The sequence below is a fragment of the Actinomadura sp. 7K534 genome, from assembly GCF_004348575.1.
Lineage (GTDB): Bacteria > Actinomycetota > Actinomycetes > Streptosporangiales > Streptosporangiaceae > Spirillospora > Spirillospora livida.
In genome coordinates, this window is record NZ_SMKB01000001.1 from 131,748 (window position 1) to 148,931 (window position 17,184).

The window sequence follows — 17,184 nt, forward strand, 5'->3', positions numbered from 1 at the left end:
GCCCGAATAACTCCTCACTCGCCCAGCCTTATGGGGATATGTGCCCGAGCACATGGCCTCGCAGGTGCGCGATCGGTGGTCCGTGCCGGATCGCGGTCGGGAGGTTCGGGCTGCTAGTCCGTCGGCCGGTGATAGGTGGTCGTTCGGCCTCTTCCTCCGTGCTGTTCGATAAGTCCGCGGCGGCGTAGCTCGCGGAGGGCCTTGCGGATGTTGGGGGCGGTCAGGTCCAGCTGCCCTTGGAGTTCCGCCACGGTACGCGCGCCGGTCGCCAGTGCGTCGTAGACGCGTAGTTCTGTCTGGTTGAGGTCGTCGCCGGGCCGCGTGGTGGAGGCGGCCCTCCGGAGGAGGACCGTGAAGCGGATACCGGCGTCGATGTAGTGGGCGGGTGGGAGTCCCGCTTCGGTGAGGGTTCTGGTCACGATGGGGATGCCGGAGGCGAGGGCTTCGATGACGCGGGCGCCGCCGTCGGGGGTGCGGACGTGCTGGCAGATGGCGACGAGCCGGGCGTTGCGGGCCGAGGTCACGGCCTCGCGGCCGAGTCTCTCGACGGTGATGCCGTAGAGACCACCGGGATTGGAGACGATGAGGCGGTCACGGCGCAGGCGTACCTCGACGGCCATGCCCGCCGACCAGTGGTCGAGGTCGCGGTGCACGAGCGCGTTGGCGATGATTTCGCGGAAGGCGATGAGGGGGAAGGCCGGTTCGTCGTGGACGGTGCCGTCGGGTGCCGAGACGATCGCGGTGTCGAAGGTCCGTCTTGCCCAGGCGAGTGCCTCGTCGAGCATGAGGGGGATCGGTCCGGTGATGGTGGCCTGGTTGCGGGCGCGTGAGCCCGCAGGGTCGTTCGGGAGTGGTTCGGCCGATGCCTGGATGACGAACCGCGGGAACCATTCCTGTGGGTGGACGCCCAGGGACAGCAGGCCGGCGACCGTGGGCGTCCCGTCGGGCGTCGTCACCCCCGCGCGGCGGAGGAGTTCCGCGCGGTCGCGGAAACGGCCCAGCCCGTGGGGGTCCCGTTCGCGCACCGACCGCAGGAAGCCCTCAACGAGATCACGGTCGAGGTCATCGCGGGTGGCGCCGTCGACCGGGGCCCGGTCGAACAGGGGTGGCTGCCGTGCGGCGAGGAATGCCTGCTCTTCAAGGGCCGACAGTTCGAAGTCCCCGTCGTACCCGCGCAGGTAGGCTGTGCCGGATCCGGTCACGCGGCACGGTTTTGCCGAGGGATCGCACTCGTGAACGTGCGCGACGACGACCGGCATTCCCTCGACAACCCCGTCTTCCACGGTGATCCGGACGGGTGGGGTGAACGAGCGTGCCTTTGCGGCGATGCCTTGCTTGAGCTTCTGCGGATCGGTGAGCGGTACGGGTCGGAAGCCTGTCGCCTCATCGAGCCCCAAGATGATCGTGCCGCCGCCCGGAAGGTTCGCCAAGGCGCTGAGTGTCGAGGTCAACGACTGCGGCAGCCCGCCGGCGGCCGACTTGACCTCCACGTCCGACGAGTCGCCGCCCGCTGTGCGCAGACGTTCCACCAGGTCGTCCAGATTCATGCTCACGGGCCAAATGTAACGGAGATGTGGTTACATTTGCCACAGGTTCAGTTGCATTTGGGGTGGTCGTCCGCTCAGCTGCGCGTCGGCAACGTGGGTGGGCTTCACTGGGCGCTGATCCTTTTCGTGAACGCGAGGAAGCCCTCATGGCCGGGCAACTCCTTCAGACAGTCGCGCATCAGGGCACGAGCTCTGTTTGGAGCGCCGGTCTGGATCGCGCGGCGGGCTTGGATGTAGGTGAGTTCGGGACCGGCGAGGTTGGGATGGGTGACGAGCAGGTTGAGCAGATGGTCGGCGTCGGTGCCTTCCAGGCGTTCGAGCAGAAGCAAATGCCACTCCGCGAGATCACCGGTGCGCTCTGTGCGGGAGTAATCGGCGTCGACGCCGTATATCCTGGGGGCGGCAGTTCGGGCCTGGTCGAGTGCGGTCAGGTAGTGGCCCGCGAAATCGGCCCAGGCGTCGCTGCCCCGCAGCATCCCGCGCAGAACGGTGGCGAGGGTGGTCTCCTTCTCGCTGATGCTGCCCCACCCGGAACGGGTCCATCCGTGCTCCTGCTCCCAGCGGATGAGCTGCGGCGCGGCCAGCCGTGCGAAACCGGTGGACCCGTGGTGGCCGCGCAGACCTTGCCACAGTGTGGCGACGGCATCGGAGACGACGAAGCCGGCAGCCTCCACGGGATCCTCAGAATGGAATAGATCGTAGCTCTTGATCTCGCAAGCCAGGTCGATGAGCTGCTCAAGTGCGGCGGCGCCGGTCGGGACGTCGAGAGCGAGTGCGGAGCGTGCGTCCTTGGCCAGACGCTGGAAGGTGAAGCGCCACCGACTGCGTTCTTTGGGTGATACGCGCCGATCCCCGGCCATGTAGGCGCCCGCGCGGGCGAGTGACACGAAGTCGGTGACGTCGCGCAAGGCCTCTTGGGGGTCGATCCGCTCCTTGTCGGCAACGGTCGGCTTGGTGTTGGCGGGCTGGATTTCGGTCTCGATGCGTTCCCGGAACTGCTTGGTGCCCCGCCAGTACAACGTCCACAGCAGCTTTCTCAAGGCGTCATCGTTGAGACCGGCCAGTTCCCTGTAGAACGCGTCCTTGTTCATTCGCTTCGTCGCCACGACCGTCGATCGTAAACGCTGGAACTTGCCTGCGCCCTCCGTCCGTTGACTAGCGCAGCCGCCGGGCGCGGCATGGTCAGGGGTGGGGGAGGACGGCAACGGCAGCCGCAGTGCAGGGGCGGGACGTTGCGGCGATCAGGGGTCGGATCAGGCGAGCAAGGCGGAAGGCACCGCGTCCGGGACGACGCCGATGTTTCGGCGTCATAGCCGAAGAGTCATGACGTCAGATCGGCGTATCACCTCATCCCCCGGGAGGCCTCCACGATGGCGATCCGAGAACAGCCGTCCCATGACCCGTTCGGCGAGTGGGCGAAGCGCAAGGGGCAGGCTGGCCGCCGGAAGGTCACCAGCGGTGCCCGACCGGCCGGGAACGGCCTGCGCTTCGCCTTCTATGGGCGGACCTCGACCACCGGTCACCAGGATCGGCGGACATCACGGGTGGCAGCGCGAAGCCGCCGACTCTCTTATCACCGGCGAAGGCGCGATCGTGGCCGACTACTTCGACGCCGGATGCTCACGCGAGGTGCCGTGGTCACGACGTCCACAGGCGGCGGCACTGCTCGAAGCCCTGACGGCCCGCACCTTCGATGCCATCGTGGTTGGGGAGTACGAACGCGCGTTCTCCGGAAACCAGTTCGCCGCGCTCGCTCCCCTCCTGGACGCCCACGGCGTCCGGCTGTGGCTGCCGGAGGCGTTCGGTCCCATCGGCATGAACGAGTCGGCGCACCGTGCGCTCATGATGATGCTGGGCGCGCAGTCGCGGCGCGAGGTGCTGCGTGCGCGGCATCGCGTCCTGGCCGCGATGCGGATCCAAGCCTGCGAACAGGGCCGCTACCTCGGCGGCCGGCCCCCTTACGGGTACCGGCTTGTGGACGCTGGTCCGCACCCGAACCAGGTGCACGCCCAATGGGGACGTCGCCTGCGGCGCCTCGATCCCGACCCGCTGATCGCTCCGCACGTGAGATGGATCTTCGCGCGCCGCCTCTCTGGCGTGAGCGTGGCGGGAATCGCCCGCGAACTCAACGAACGCGGCATCCCTTGCCCGTCCCGTGTCGATCGAAAGCGAAATCCCCACCGGTCGGGGCAGGGCTGGACGCTGAACACGGTCGCCACGATCCTGGAGAACCCCCGCTACACCGGCCGTCAAGTCTGGGACCGGCAAGCCGGGGTCGACGACACGACCGCCGGATGGGCGATCTCCAAGAAGCCCGCCCATCCGGCGCTGGTCTCCGACGCCGACTTCGTCGCCGCGCAGACGATCCGCGCCGCCAGACCCACCCGCGATGGGAGCGTCCGCGTATACCTCCTGGCCGGCCTGCTCCTGTGCGGCCTGTGCCGTCGGCGGATGGACTCCCACTGGGTCAACGGACGCAACGGCTATCGCTGCCGCCACGGCTACAACAGCACCAAGCCGCGCTCTCGCGACGCGCCGAAGAACCTCTACCTCCGAGAAGACCACCTGCTCGACGAGTTGCTGCGGCAGCTTTCACCACGACGAGGCGAAGCCCGCTCGCCGCATGAACTTGTCGCACACCTCAAGCGCAACGATCTCGCCATAGTCTGCGACAGGTCATCTTGCACCGTGGTCGGCAACAACGAAGAAGAGCCCGCTCCAGGAACGACCTCCCAGATCGAGCTCTTCGCGTCACCCATGGGGTAATCCTGTGTCCGAGGGGGGACTTGAACCCCCATGCCCCGTAAAGGGCACTAGCACCTCAAGCTAGCGCGTCTGCCTATTCCGCCACCCGGACCGGTTGCAGGCCGCAGGCTGCGCTGCGGCCGGTTCACCATACCAAAGGAGACGAGTCGCGGCGAAGTCGATCGGCGGGGCACCATGGGGACGGTAGGTGTGGAGACTAGGCGCGAAGGTGATCACTGTGGGCCAGCAGCCGACCGCTGAGGACGAGGTCGTCCGGCTCTGCCAGGAGCTGATCCGGATCGACACCAGCAACCCCGGGGATCATTCGGGGCCGGGGGAGCGGGCTGCGGCCGAGTACGTCGCGGAGAAGCTCGACGAGGTCGGGGTGGAGTCGCGGATCTTCGAGTCGCATCCGGGGCGGGCGAGTCTCGTGGCGCGGATCGAGGGGGAGGACCCGGGGCGGGACGCGTTGCTGCTGCACGGGCACCTCGATGTGGTGCCGGCCCAGGCGGCGGACTGGACGCGGGACCCGTTCGGCGGGGAGATCGCGGACGGGTGCGTCTGGGGCCGCGGGGCCGTGGACATGAAGGACATGGACGCGATGATCCTCGCGGTGGTGCGGCAGCGGCTCCGGGAGGGGCGCAGGCCGCCGCGGGACGTGGTGCTCGCGTTCCTGGCCGACGAGGAGGCCGGGGGCAAGTGGGGCGCGCAGTGGCTCGTGAACGAGCATCCCGGGTTGTTCGAGGGGTGCACGGAGGCGGTCGGGGAGGTCGGCGGGTTCAGCCTGACGGTGCCCGGTGACCGGCGCATGTACCTCATCGAGACGGCGGAGAAGGGCATCGCGTGGATGAACCTGACCGCCGACGGGACCGCGGGGCACGGGTCGATGGTGCATCCGGACAACGCGGTGACGGCCGTGGCGGCGGCCGTCGCCAGGCTCGGGTCGCACGAGTTTCCGGTGCGGCTGACGAAGTCGGTGCGGGCCTTCCTGGAGCGGGTCTGCATGGCGTACGGGGTGGAGTTCGATCCGGAGCGGCCGGAGGAGTGCCTGGAGAAGATCGGCCCGATGGCGCGGATGATCGGGGCGACGCTCAAGAACACGCTGAATCCGACGCGGCTGGACGCCGGCTACAAGACCAACGTCATTCCGCAGAGCGCCACGGCTCAGGTGGACGGCCGCTTCTTGCCCGGGCACGAGGCTGAGTTCTTCGCAGTGGTGGACGAACTCCTCGGTCCGGACGTCAAGCGGGATTTCGTCCATTACGACCATGCGGTCGAGACGGATTACGAGGGTGCGCTCGTCGCGGCGATGGAGGCGGCGCTGACCTCGGAGGACCCGGGTGCCCTGCCGGTCCCGTACTGCCTGAGCGGCGGGACGGACGCCAAGTCGTTCGCGCGCCTCGGCATGCGCTGCTTCGGTTTCGCGCCGCTGAGATTGCCCCCAGAGTTGGACTTTTCCGGAATGTTCCATGGGGTGGACGAGCGCGTTCCGGTGGACGGCCTTCGATTCGGCGTCAGGGTGCTCGACAAATTCCTTGATCGCTCTTGAATTTACCGACGCCATTGCGTTGCGTGGTGCTATCGTCACCGTTCGTTGAGGGTGGTGCAGGCGCTACGGAGGTCGTCGGGTGGTGGGGTATGCGGCGCGGCTCGGGACGGTTCCCGTCCGGCTGCGCCGCGTCGCCGCCTCGCGGGCCGTCCGGCGGCTGCTGGCCCTCGGCGGGCTGCTGATCGCGGCCTGGGTGCTCGGGAGCGCGGCGCAGACCGCGCATGCCGGCGAGCTGCCCGTCGAGCCCTCGAAGATCATCGAAGAGGCGCCCGTGCTGGGCGACGCGGTCAAGACCGTCCACCGGCCCGAACCGGTGCGCCAGGTCGTCCGGGCCGTGGCGGAGAAGCCGCGCGAGACGGAAGCGGTACGGGACGTGCCGCCGGTTGCGGCGGCTCCCGAAGTGCACGAGTCCGGCGTTTCGGCCGCTCCCGTGCAGAGGCTCCAGCTGCAGCGCCGCGCCCCCGAGCGTGAGCGCGCCGAGGCGGCCGTCAAGGCCCCGGCGACCCAGGACGAGATCTCGCCGCCGGCCGTCCAAGATCCTCCGGCTCCGATGCCGGCGCCGGATCGTCCCGCCGAGCCCTCGGCCGCCGGTGGTTCCGCCTTCTCCGGTGTGACGGCGGCCGTCCCGAACGTCGCCGCGTGGGCCTCCGCCCCGCCGCGCGCATCGGGCTTGAACGTCTTCAGCGTGGTTCCTCCGGCCGTCCGCACCGCCGCGGACGAGCCGTCCTTCGCGCCTGACTGACACCCCAGATTCTCCGGACGCGTGCCCGTGCGGCTCGGGCGCGCCGATCCGGCCATCCGCCGTGCCCTCGCACGGCGATTTCCCCCAGACACACGTGCAACGTGCGTCCCCCCTTCACGAACGGAGCATCATGCGAACGCGGGCAAAAGGCATATCTCGTGCCGCCGTGGTCGCCGCGGGCCTTGTCGCCCTCGGCGTCACCGCCACCCCGTCCCACGCCGACGTCACCAGCGGCAACGGCGGAGTGCTGAGCGGCAACCAGATCGACATACCGGTCTCCGTGCCGGTCGACGTCAGCGGCAACGGCGCCTCCCTGCTCGGGACGAGCCACGCCGCGTCCAAGGGCGGCGCCAAGGTCCGCAAGACCGGCGGCGGCGCGCAGCAGACCTCCGGCAACCACGGCATCGCGTCCGGAAACCAGATCAACGCCCCCATCTCCCTGCCGGTGAACGTCTGCGGCAACGGCGCCGCCGTCCTCGGGCACGCGGACGCGGGCTGCAAGGGCGGCGCGAAGGTCGAGGACGGCGGAAGCGGCGACCAGGCCACCGGCGGGTCGGGCGGCATCCTGGCGGGCAACCAGGTGAACGCGCCGATCTCCCTCCCCGTCAACGTGTGCGGCAACGCGGCGGCGATCGCCGGTGCCGCGGTCGCCGGCTGCGAGGGCGGCGCCAAGGTCAAGAACGGCGGGCAGACGGGATCGGGGCAGGAGACGTCCGGTGTCCTCGGCGTCGGCAGCGGCAACCAGGCGAACCTGCCGATCTCCATTCCCGTCGACATCTGCGGCAACGCGGTCGGCAACGCCGCGGCGGCCTGCGACGGCGGCGCGTCTGTCCGCAACGGCGGGCACCGGACGGGCCGCCAGGTCACCAACGGCGCCCTCGGCGTCATCGCGGGCAACCAGGCCAACGCCCCGATCAGCCTCCCCATCAACGTCTGCGGCAACGCCGCCGCGATCGTCGGGCAGGCGGGCGCGTTCTGCGAGGGCGGCTCCCACGTGCGCAGTCCCTCGGGCGGCGACCTGCACACGTCCGGAACGGCCGGGATCCTCGCCGGCAACCAGGCCCACGCACCGGCCAAGATTCCCGCGAACGTGTGCGGCAACGCCGCCGCACTGGTCGGCCAGGCGTCCGCCCTGTGCCACGGCGACCATGGCGGCTACGGCGATCACGGCGGCGGAGACCATGGCGGCTACCGGACGACCACGCTGCCCGCCCTCCCGCTGCTCAACGCCCAGCCGAACGCGGGCGACATGGTCACGCTCAACGCCCTCCCTGGCCTGGGCGGTACGTCCCCCATCAGCGCACTCCCGGAGCTCGGCGTCCCCGCGTCCGACGCACGGACGAAGCCGAACCACGCAGGTGCCCTCAAGCCGCTCAAGCTCCCTGCGACGGCTGACCTGACCGAGGTGAAGGGCGTGCCCGGAGCGCGGTCCGCAGAAGATGTAATCCCGGGGCAGGGCGGTTCCTCTCCGGTCAGTGCGCTTCCCGGGGCCGGTGACCTCAAGGTGGTCAAGCTCCCCGCGACGGGTGGACTGACCAAGCGGTCCACCGGTGGCAGGGTTCCCGGGCTGGGTGGTTCTTCTCCGGTCGGCGCCCTTCCCGGGGCAGGCGACCTGAGGGTGGTCGAGCTGCCTGCGGCGGGCGCGCTGGCCGGGGTGCCGGGGGCCGGTGCGCGCGCGAACTCGCATCACGGGCCTGTGGTCGGTGTTCCTTCGGAGGGTGCGGAGGTCGTCCGGCTGCCGGTGGCGCGCGGACTGGACGGGAAGGTGCCCGGGACGGCGGGCGGGGTGGTCGTGCCCGGCTCGCCGGTCGTGCCGTCCCTGCAGGCGGTGGGCCTGGCGGAGGACGGCGGGATCGAGCTTCCGGCCGGGGTCGGGCCGGTGCAGCACGTGTCGGCCGAGCAGGCGATCGCCGCCGAGGACTCGGCCGGGGCGACGTGGACGTTCGGGGCCGCGGCGCTGCTGGCCTTCATGGCCGGGGCGCTCGGGCTGACCCGGAGGCTCAGGCTCGGCCGACGCTGAGCCGGAGCCGGAACCGCCGCGCTATGCGGCGGTGAGAGACGCTTCGCCCGTCCCGGTTGGCGCGGCCCGGGGCGGGCGAAGCCTTTTCATCAGGAATTATGTTCACGTTGCGTCATTCGGAACGTACGTAGTGCTACGCTCCGGGCGGACCGGTGGGAACGGTTCAGAACGTGCGGACGGCGCGGATGACCTTGCGGCGGAGCTGAATACGGCGGCGGCCGTCCGGGTAGAGGCGCAGCCGATCGATCTCCCAGCCACCGCGCTCCGCGTGCTCGGTCAGGATCTGCCGCGCCGTGTCGCGTGTCGTTCCACGGGGCAGTGACAGGACGAGGTATGTGTACTCCGCCATTGGGACCATTATTACTTGGTCCACCGGGATGCGGCACCGTACCGTGGCGACCCGGTCCGCGCGGCGTCCGGGGGCATGTCATCCTGTCTGGGGCGCGCGGCGATGAGAATCCCGTCCCGGGGCGGAATGACTGTGGTGAGGCGGCGGATGCGGACCGCGGGCATGAACGTGCCGTCCTGCGACGTTGTACCAAGCCGGTAAGAAAGAGCTTGTGTTAGAGGACCGAGACAGCGAGGTTGGAGCGACTGTGCCAGCCAACAACGGCACCGCGAACAGTGGCCGGGGCAACGGCGCCGGTACCCGTCTGGTGATCGTCGAGTCGCCCGCGAAGGCGAAGACGATCGCCGGGTACCTGGGTCGTGGCTACATCGTGGAGTCCAGTATCGGCCATATCCGGGACCTCCCGGGGAGCGCCTCGGAGGTGCCGGCCAAGTACAAGGGCGAGCCGTGGGCCAAGCTCGGCGTGAACGTCGAGCACGAGTTCGAACCGCTGTACGTCGTGAACTCCGACAAGCGGCAGCAGGTCCAGAAGCTGAAGAAGCTGCTCGCCGAGGCCGACGAGCTCTACCTCGCGACGGACGAGGACCGGGAGGGCGAGGCGATCGCCTGGCACCTCCAGGAGGTGCTCAAGCCGAAGGTCCCCGTGCACCGGATGGTCTTCAACGAGATCACCAAGGACGCGATCCAGCAGGCCGCCCAGAACCCGCGGTCGCTGAACCTGCGGCTGGTGGACGCGCAGGAGACGCGCCGCATCCTGGACCGCCTCTACGGGTACGAGGTCAGCCCCGTCCTGTGGAAGAAGGTCATGCCGAAGCTGTCGGCGGGCCGGGTGCAGTCGGTGGCGACGCGGCTGGTCGTGGAGCGGGAGCGGGAGCGGATCGCGTTCGTCCCCGCCCACTACTGGGACATCGCGGCGCAGTTCGACACCGGCGCGGCGTCTGATTCATCTGGCTCGGAGCCGAAGGCGTTCAAGGCCGGGCTCGTGTCCGTGGACGGCAAGCGGGTGGCGCAGGGCCGCGACTTCGCGTCCGACGGCACCCTGAAGGCGCGGGACGTGCTGCACCTGGACGAGGGCGCCGCCCGCGGCCTGGCGGAGCGGCTGCGCGACCGGCCGTACGAGGTCAAGTCCGTCGAGCGGAAGCCGTACACGCGCAAGCCGTACCCCCCGTTTCGGACGACCACCCTCCAGCAGGAGGCCAGCCGCAAGCTGAACTTCTCCGCGAAGTACACGATGTCGGTGGCGCAGAAGCTGTACGAGAACGGCTTCATCACCTACATGCGAACCGACTCGATCACGCTGTCGGAGACGGCGATCACGGCGGCGCGGCGGCAGGCGGCGGCGCTGTTCGGCGCCGAGTACGTCCCGGACAAGCCGCGCGTGTACGCCTCCAAGGTGAAGAACGCGCAGGAGGCGCACGAGGCGATCCGCCCTGCGGGCGAGACGTTCCGCACCCCCGCGGAGACGGGCCTGTCCGGCGACCAGTTCCGGCTGTACGAGCTGATCTGGAAGCGGACGATCGCGTCCCAGATGAAGGACGCGGCGGGCCAGTCGGTCACGATCCGCGTGACCGGCCTGTCGACGCAGAACGAGCGCGCCGAGTTCAGCGCGACCGGCAAGACGATCACGTTCCACGGGTTCCTCAAGGCGTACGTGGAGAGCGCGGACGACCCGGCCACCGACCGCGACGACCAGGAGCGGCGGCTGCCGAACCTGGCGGAGGGCGACCCGCTGACCGCGGCCGCCGTGGACGCGGAGGGCCACTCGACCCGGCCCCCGGCGCGCTACACCGAGGCCAGCCTGGTCAAGGAGCTGGAGGAGCGGGAGATCGGGCGGCCGTCGACGTACGCCGCGATCATCGGCACGATCCTGGGCCGCGAGTACGTGTTCAAGAAGGGCACGGCGCTCGTCCCGTCGTTCCTGGCGTTCGCCGTGGTGAACCTGCTGGAGCAGCACTTCGGCAACCTGGTCGACTACGACTTCACCGCCCACATGGAGGACGGCCTCGACGAGATCGCGCGCGGGGAGGCCGAGCGCGTCCGCTGGCTGAGCCGGTTCTACTTCGGCGACGGCGACAACTCCGAGGACGGCCTGAAAGAGCTCGTCAGCGACATCAGCGACATCGACGCCAAGGGCGTCAGCTCCTTCCCGATCAAGGGCACGGACATCATGGTGCGGGTCGGGCGCTACGGCCCCTACCTGGACCGGGACGGCGAGCGCGTCAACATCCCCGACGACATCGCGCCGGACGAGCTGACCGCCGAGAAGGCCGAGGAGCTGTTCGCGCAGCCGTCCGGCGACCGGGAGCTCGGCACCGACCCGGAGACCGGGCACACGATCGTCGCCAAGTCGGGGCGGTTCGGCCCGTACGTCACCGAGATCCTGCCGGAGGCGGCGCCGCCCGCCGAGGGGGAGAAGAAGAAGCGGACGAAGAAGGCCGACGCCGCCAAGCCGCGCACGAGCTCGCTGTTCAAGTCGATGTCGCTCGACACGATCACGCTGGACGACGCGCTGAAGCTGCTGTCGCTGCCGCGCACGCTCGGCGAACTGGACGGCGAGCCGGTCACGGCGCAGAACGGGCGGTTCGGGCCGTACATCAAGAAGGGCACCGACAGCCGTTCGCTCGGCTCGGAAGAGGAGCTGTTCACGGTCACGTTGGAGCAGGCGAAGGAGCTGTTCGCGCAGCCGAAGCAGCGGGGGCGCCGGGCGGCGGCCGCCGCGCCGCTGCGCGAGCTGGGCACCGACCCGGCCAGCGAGAAGCCGGTCGTGGTGAAGGAGGGCCGGTTCGGCCCGTACGTCACCGACGGCGAGACGAACGCGAGCCTGCGCAAGGGCGACGAGGTCGAGTCGATCACCATCCAGCGGGCCGCGGAACTGCTCGCCGAGCGGCGCGAGAAGGTGGCGGCGAGCGGCGGGAAGAAGAAGCCCGCAAAGAAGACCACAACGCGTCGCCGAACCTCCGCGAAGTCCGGCTCCTAGGGACATCTACGCCGATACCCTGACCGACATGACCAGAACGGGCGCACCCCGGCCGTACCCCGCAGCGTCCCAGCCGCCGGGTGTTTCGTCACATTCGTCACGTTCGGCGGACGGGCCGTTCCGGCGGCTGCGGTTCGCGCTGTCGCTGTCGGCCCTCGGCCTGTGGCTCGCCGTCCCGGCGCTGACCGCGATGGCCGCGGCGCTGACCCGCGACGAGGACGCCGCCACCCGCGCGCAGGCGGTGGGCGGCGTGCTGGCCCTGATGCTGCTGCCGGCGGTGCTGCTCGCCCCGGTCGGTGCCACGCTCGCCGCCCGCGCCGACCGCCGGCTCATGCTGCTCATCGCCGACGTGCTGCGGCTGGTGGTCATCGTGACGGTGCCGCTGCTGGACCTGCTGCCGTGGACGCTGGCCGCCGCGTTCCTCGTCGCCTGCCTGAACCTGCTGTGGACGCCCACGGCACGGGTGTCGCTGCCCGCGATGGTCGCGCACGACGACCTGCGTCCCGGCGCCCGCCGGCAGGCGACCCGCGCGATCTTCGGTCCGGCGCTGGTCGCCGCGCCGCTGTTCGCCGTCCTCGCCCTGGTCGCGGACGGGACGCTCGGCCGGGGCTCCCGCGCCGACCTCGCCCTGTACGTGACCGCCGCGGTGTTCCTCGCCGCGGCCGCGGCCGTCGCCATGATCCGGGAGATCCCCGCGGAGATGCCGCATCCGGTGCCGGCGCCGCTGAAGTCGCTCTTCCAGGGGCCGGGCACGGCCGCCGCCCGCGGGCTCGGCCTCGCCGTCGCCGCCGCGTCCCTCACCGCGGGCGCCGTCGTCGCCGTCGCCCGCGTGCACACCGGGGAGCTGGGCGGAGGCGACGCGGGCTACGGCAGCGTCCTCGCCGGCCTGGCGTTCGGGCTGGCGTTCGGGCTGTTCCTCGGGCCGCGCGCCCTCGTCCCGTTCAGCCGCCGGCGGCTGAACGGCCTCGCGGTCATCGCCGCCGCGCTCGCGCTCGTCGTGATCGCCGTCGTGCAGAACCTCGTCGTCGTCGTCTTCGTGACCGGATTCCTCGGGGTGTTCGCGGGGGCGGCGTGGTCGACCGGCACCGCCGCGGCACGCGAGGGCGCGGCCGACGCGGAGGCGCCGGAGGACAGCCGCCCGGCCGCCTACCTGCGCGCGGTCGTGCTCGTCACCGCCGTGGTCGCGTTCGCCGCCGTCCCGCTGATCGCCGGGGTGATCGGCTCGCACCGCCTCGAGCTCGGCGGCGCCGTCTACGACGTCGACGGGTCCGGCGCCGCGCTGCTCGCCGCGGCCGTCGTCGCGCTGCTGCTCGGCGCGGTCGCGTACCGGCGGCTGGACGACCGGCGCGGCATCCCCCTCGGCCCCGACCTGCGCGCTGCGCTGCACGGCGAGATCTACACGCCGCCGGAGCAGGCCGCCGCCGCGGCGCAGCAGCAGCCCGTCCGGCGCGAGCGCGGCGTGTTCATCGCGTTCGAGGGCGGCGAGGGCGCCGGGAAGACCACCCAGGCGCGGCTCGCCGCGATCTGGCTGCGCGACCACGGCTACGACGTCGTCACGACGCACGAGCCCGGCGCCACGAAGATCGGCATGCGGCTGCGCGCGATGCTGCTCGACCGCGACACCACCGGCCTGTCCGACCGCGCCGAGAGCCTGCTGTACGCGGCCGACCGCGCCGACCACGTCGCCAACGTGATCAAGCCGGCGATCGACCGCGGCGTGATCGTGGTCAGCGACCGGTACGTCGACTCGTCCCTCGCCTACCAGGGGTTCGGGCGCCAGCAGGCGGTCGAGGACATCGCCCGCGTCAACGCCTGGGCGACCGGCGGGCTCGTCCCGGACCTGACCGTCCTGCTGGAGGTGCCGCCGCAGACGGGCCTCGGCCGGCTGTCCGCGCCCGCCGACCGCATCGAGTCGGAGTCGCAGGAGTTCCACGAGCGGGTCCGCGCCGGGTTCCGCGCGCTGGCGGAGGCCGACCCGGACCGGTACCTGATCCTGGACGCGAGCCGCCCGCAGGGGGAGCTGAGCCGCGAGATCCAGTACCGCATCCGCGAGATCCTGCCCGACCCCGTCCCCGCCGGGACCGAGGACGCCACGAGCACCTTCCCGGTCATCAGGGACTTCTGACCGCCGCGGCGCGGTTAGCCTCTTGCCATGAGCGTCTGGAATGACCTGGTGGGGCAGGAGCCCGTCGTCGCGGAGCTGTCGGCCGCCGCGGCGGGACCGGCCGCCCCGGCGCACGCGTGGCTGTTCACCGGGCCGCCCGGGTCGGGCCGCGTCGCCGCGGCGCGGGCGTTCGCCGCGGCGCTGCAGTGCAGGGAGACGCCGCGGGGCTGCGGGTACTGCGCGTCCTGCCACCAGGTCCTCCAGGGCACGCACGCGGACGTGGAGGTCGTCCGCCCGCAGGGGCTGTCCTTCGGGATCAAGGACGCGCGCGCACTGGTGCTGCGGGCGTCGTCGTCGCCGAGCGGCAGCGCCTGGCAGATCGTGCTCTTCGAGGAGGCGGACCGGGCCACCGAGGGCGCGGCGAACGCGCTGCTGAAGGCGATCGAGGAGCCGCCGCAGCGGACGGTGTGGCTGCTGTGCACGCCGTCGCCGGAGGACCTCCTCGTGACGATCAGGTCGCGGTGCCGGCTGGTGACGCTGCGGACCCCGCCGATCGCGGCGGTCGCGGACATGCTCGTCCAGCGGGACGGTGTCGACCGGGACACCGCCGAGGTGGTGGCGCGGGCCGCGCAGGGGCACATCAGCCGCGCGCGGCGGCTCGCCTCGGACCCCCGGATGCGCAAGGTGCGCGACGACGTGGTGGCCGTTCCGCGCCGGCTGACCGGGGTGGGCCCGGCGGTCGCGGCGGCGGAGACGCTCGTGAAGGCCGCCGAGGCGGAGCGGAACGCGCAGACGGCCGAGCTGGCCGAGTCGGAGACGTCCGCGTTGCGCAAGGCGCTGGGCGAGAGCGAGAAGGGGCGGATGCCGCGCGGGACGGCCGGCGCCCTCAAGGATCTCGAAGCCCGCCAGAAGTCGCGGGCGACGCGGGTGCTGCGCGATGCGCTGGACCGTACGCTCCTCGACCTCGCCTCCTACTACCGGGACGTGCTGACCCTGCAACTGGGGGCGGGCAGTGACCTCGTCAACATCGACCTGGGCCCGGAGTTGCGGACGGCCGCGCAGAACGGCCGCCCTGAGGACACGCTGAAACGCCTCGACGCCATCATGATGTGCCGGGAGCGGCTGGACGCCAACGTCAATCCGCTGCTGGCGTTCGAAGCGCTGACGCTCACTCTGCGTACCGGATGACGTGAGCCTTACAAAAGCTGCTCCCATTCGTTACATTTCCGTACGCACCTCTCAACAAACACACGAGTAACGTCACCTGGCTGATCATCGACCGAACCGGGCTATCCCCCCAACGGCCAGGAGGTTCTGCTTTGCGGCGAGCGTTGATTTCCGCCGCGTGTGCCGTCACCACAGTGACGGCCCTCGCGTTCCCCGCGTCCGCGGCCCCGAATCCGGGGCACGCGAACGGCGAGGAGTCGGAGTACGTCGTCCTCTACCGGGAGGGCGTGCAGCCCGGCAAAGCGCGTCAGGCGGTGAAGGAGGCCGGAGGCAAGGTCGTCCACGAGAACCGCGATGTGGGCGTCGCGACCGTCCGCTCGAAGAATCCGCAGTTCATCGGTGCCGCGATGCGCGAAAGGGAACTGGAGGGCGTCGCGCACAACCGGATCATCGGAAAGGCGCCGAAGGCGCCGAAGAAGAAGGTCGCGAAAGTCGAGGAGACCGTCGGCAACAAGGCCACCGTCTCCCTGACTGGCAAGCCGTCGAAGGACACCGAACCGCTGGCCGACCTGCAGTGGGACATGAAGCAGATCCACGCGACGGCCGACGGCTCGTACAAGAGGGAGCCGGGCGACAAGCGCGTCCTCGTCGGCATCCTCGACACGGGCGTCGACGGCGACCACCCGGACATCAAGCCGAACTTCAACCGGAAGCTCAGCCGCAACTTCACCCGCGACATCCCCACTGACGGGAACGGCGACGAGCTAGACGGGCCCTGCGAGTTCGAGTCGTGCGTCGACCCCGACGACTGGGACGACAACGACCACGGGACGCACGTCGCGTCCACGATCGCCTCGCCCCGCAACGGGCTCGGCATGGCGGGCGTCGCGCCGAACGTCTCGCTCGTCAACCTGCGCGTCGGCCAGGACTCCGGCTACTTCTTCCTGCAGCCGACCGTCGACGGCCTCACCTACGCGGGCAAGACCGGCATCGACGTGGTCAACATGAGCTACTACGTCGACCCCTGGCTCTGGAACTGCGTGAGCAACCCGGCCGACAGCCCCGAGGCCCAGCTCGAGCAGAGCACCATCATCAAGGCGACGCAGCGGGCGCTGAACTTCGCGCACGAGCGCGGCGTCACGCTGATCTCCGCGGCCGGGAACGACTTCGTCGACTACACGAAGACGAACACCGACAGCGGCAGCCCCGGCTTCCCGTCCGTGCCGGGCGAGGAGCCGTACGAGCGGACGATCCCGCCGGAGTGCGTGTCGATGCCGTCCGAGGGCGACCACGTCATCCCGGTGTCGTCGACCGGCCCGAGCGGCCGCAAGTCGTACTACAGCAGCTTCGGCGACGGCTACGTCGCGGTCGCGGCGCCCGGCGGCGACAAGGTCGACACCGCCGACCAGCGTCCGGACGACCGCGCCGGCATCTGGGCCGCCTACCCCGAGCGGCTCGCGAAGGCCCGCGGCGAGCTGAACGCCGACGGGACGCCGAACGTGCCGTACCTCGTGCAGAGCTGCAAGGGCGACGACTGCGCCTACTACCAGTCCATCCAGGGCACCTCGATGGCGTCGCCGCACGCCGTCGGCGTCGCCGCGCTGATCGTCAGCAAGTACGGCCACCGGGACCGCCGCAACGGCGGCCTCACCCTCAGCCCGCGCCGGGTCGAGCAGGTCCTGCGCGGTACCGCCACCGCCAAGCCCTGCCCGAGCCCCCGGACGGTGGAGTACGTCTGGTACGCCCGGTCGGGCGACGAATGGGTGAAGCGGACCTCGACCCAGACCTGTGAAGGGTCGAAGGAGAGGAACGGTTTCTTCGGCAACGGCATCGTGGACGCGCTTAACGCCGTCCGCTGAACCCTGGCCTGAGACCCACCCCAGGGACGCGGCCCCCAGCCCACGTGGCCGGGGGCCGCGTTCTTTGCTCAGCCCCTGGGCCGCGGCATGGGCGGGCTCCGGTTTTGATGCCTCGGGCATGATGA

General features: G+C 70.7%; 11 protein-coding genes and 1 tRNA gene. 8 read left to right on the top strand and 4 right to left on the bottom strand.

Annotated elements, in window-relative coordinates:
* Positions 1-113 precede the first annotated feature (113 nt).
* Positions 114-1,547 carry an ATP-binding protein gene (locus E1266_RS00595; RefSeq protein WP_132042576.1) on the bottom strand — a complete coding sequence of 478 codons (1,434 nt, stop codon included), beginning with the start codon at positions 1,545-1,547 and terminating at the stop codon, positions 114-116.
* Between the two features lie 104 nt (positions 1,548-1,651).
* Positions 1,652-2,653: a hypothetical protein gene (locus E1266_RS00600; protein WP_132042509.1), complete on the bottom strand. Its 1,002-nt coding sequence runs from the start codon at positions 2,651-2,653 to the stop codon at positions 1,652-1,654.
* Positions 2,654-3,140: 487 nt separating this feature from the next.
* On the opposite strand from E1266_RS00600, the gene E1266_RS00605 reads away from it, so the two are divergent.
* Entirely contained in the window at positions 3,141-4,313 is a 1,173-nt protein-coding gene (locus tag E1266_RS00605) for a recombinase family protein (protein ID WP_207945339.1), read from the top strand.
* Positions 4,314-4,318: 5 nt separating this feature from the next.
* Here E1266_RS00605 and E1266_RS00610 read toward each other — a convergent pair.
* Positions 4,319-4,404, bottom strand: a tRNA-Leu gene (locus tag E1266_RS00610).
* A gap of 117 nt (positions 4,405-4,521) precedes the next feature.
* Between E1266_RS00610 and E1266_RS00615 the strand changes: the two genes are divergently transcribed.
* From E1266_RS00615 to E1266_RS00625, 3 genes are all read left to right on the top strand, one after another.
* On the top strand, positions 4,522-5,841 hold the full coding sequence (locus E1266_RS00615) for a M20/M25/M40 family metallo-hydrolase (RefSeq protein ID WP_132042512.1): 1,320 nt from the start codon (positions 4,522-4,524) through the stop codon (positions 5,839-5,841).
* A 79-nt stretch (positions 5,842-5,920) separates the two neighbouring features.
* On the top strand, positions 5,921-6,583 hold the full coding sequence (locus E1266_RS00620) for a hypothetical protein (protein WP_132042514.1): 663 nt from the start codon (positions 5,921-5,923) through the stop codon (positions 6,581-6,583).
* Between the two features lie 166 nt (positions 6,584-6,749).
* Positions 6,750-8,603, top strand: coding sequence for a chaplin family protein (locus E1266_RS00625; RefSeq protein WP_165965883.1), 1,854 nt, complete (start codon positions 6,750-6,752; stop codon positions 8,601-8,603).
* Positions 8,604-8,766: 163 nt separating this feature from the next.
* Here E1266_RS00625 and E1266_RS00630 read toward each other — a convergent pair whose 3' ends face one another.
* On the bottom strand, positions 8,767-8,952 hold the full coding sequence (locus E1266_RS00630; RefSeq protein WP_021596264.1) for a DUF5703 family protein: 186 nt from the start codon (positions 8,950-8,952) through the stop codon (positions 8,767-8,769).
* Between the two features lie 247 nt (positions 8,953-9,199).
* Between E1266_RS00630 and topA the strand changes: the two genes are divergently transcribed.
* From topA to E1266_RS00650, 4 genes are all read left to right on the top strand, one after another.
* A complete protein-coding gene (gene topA, locus E1266_RS00635; RefSeq protein WP_132042518.1) occupies positions 9,200-11,929 on the top strand; it encodes a type I DNA topoisomerase in 2,730 nt (909 codons plus the stop codon).
* 28 nt (positions 11,930-11,957) lie between these two features.
* Positions 11,958-14,054, top strand: coding sequence for a dTMP kinase (gene tmk / locus E1266_RS00640; protein ID WP_132042520.1), 2,097 nt, complete (start codon positions 11,958-11,960; stop codon positions 14,052-14,054).
* A 27-nt stretch (positions 14,055-14,081) separates the two neighbouring features.
* A complete protein-coding gene (locus E1266_RS00645; protein ID WP_132042522.1) occupies positions 14,082-15,221 on the top strand; it encodes a DNA polymerase III subunit delta' in 1,140 nt (379 codons plus the stop codon).
* A gap of 173 nt (positions 15,222-15,394) precedes the next feature.
* A complete protein-coding gene (locus E1266_RS00650; protein WP_243718142.1) occupies positions 15,395-17,059 on the top strand; it encodes a S8 family serine peptidase in 1,665 nt (554 codons plus the stop codon).
* Positions 17,060-17,184: the final 125 nt, after the last annotated feature.

Coding starts and splice junctions, on each gene's coding strand:
- E1266_RS00595 (WP_132042576.1), bottom strand. CDS start 1,547: ATGAATCTGGACGACCTGGTGGAACGTCTGCGCACAGCGGGCGGCGAC.
- E1266_RS00630 (WP_021596264.1), bottom strand. CDS start 8,952: ATGGCGGAGTACACATACCTCGTCCTGTCACTGCCCCGTGGAACGACA.
- tmk (WP_132042520.1), top strand. CDS start 11,958: ATGACCAGAACGGGCGCACCCCGGCCGTACCCCGCAGCGTCCCAGCCG.
- E1266_RS00645 (WP_132042522.1), top strand. CDS start 14,082: ATGAGCGTCTGGAATGACCTGGTGGGGCAGGAGCCCGTCGTCGCGGAG.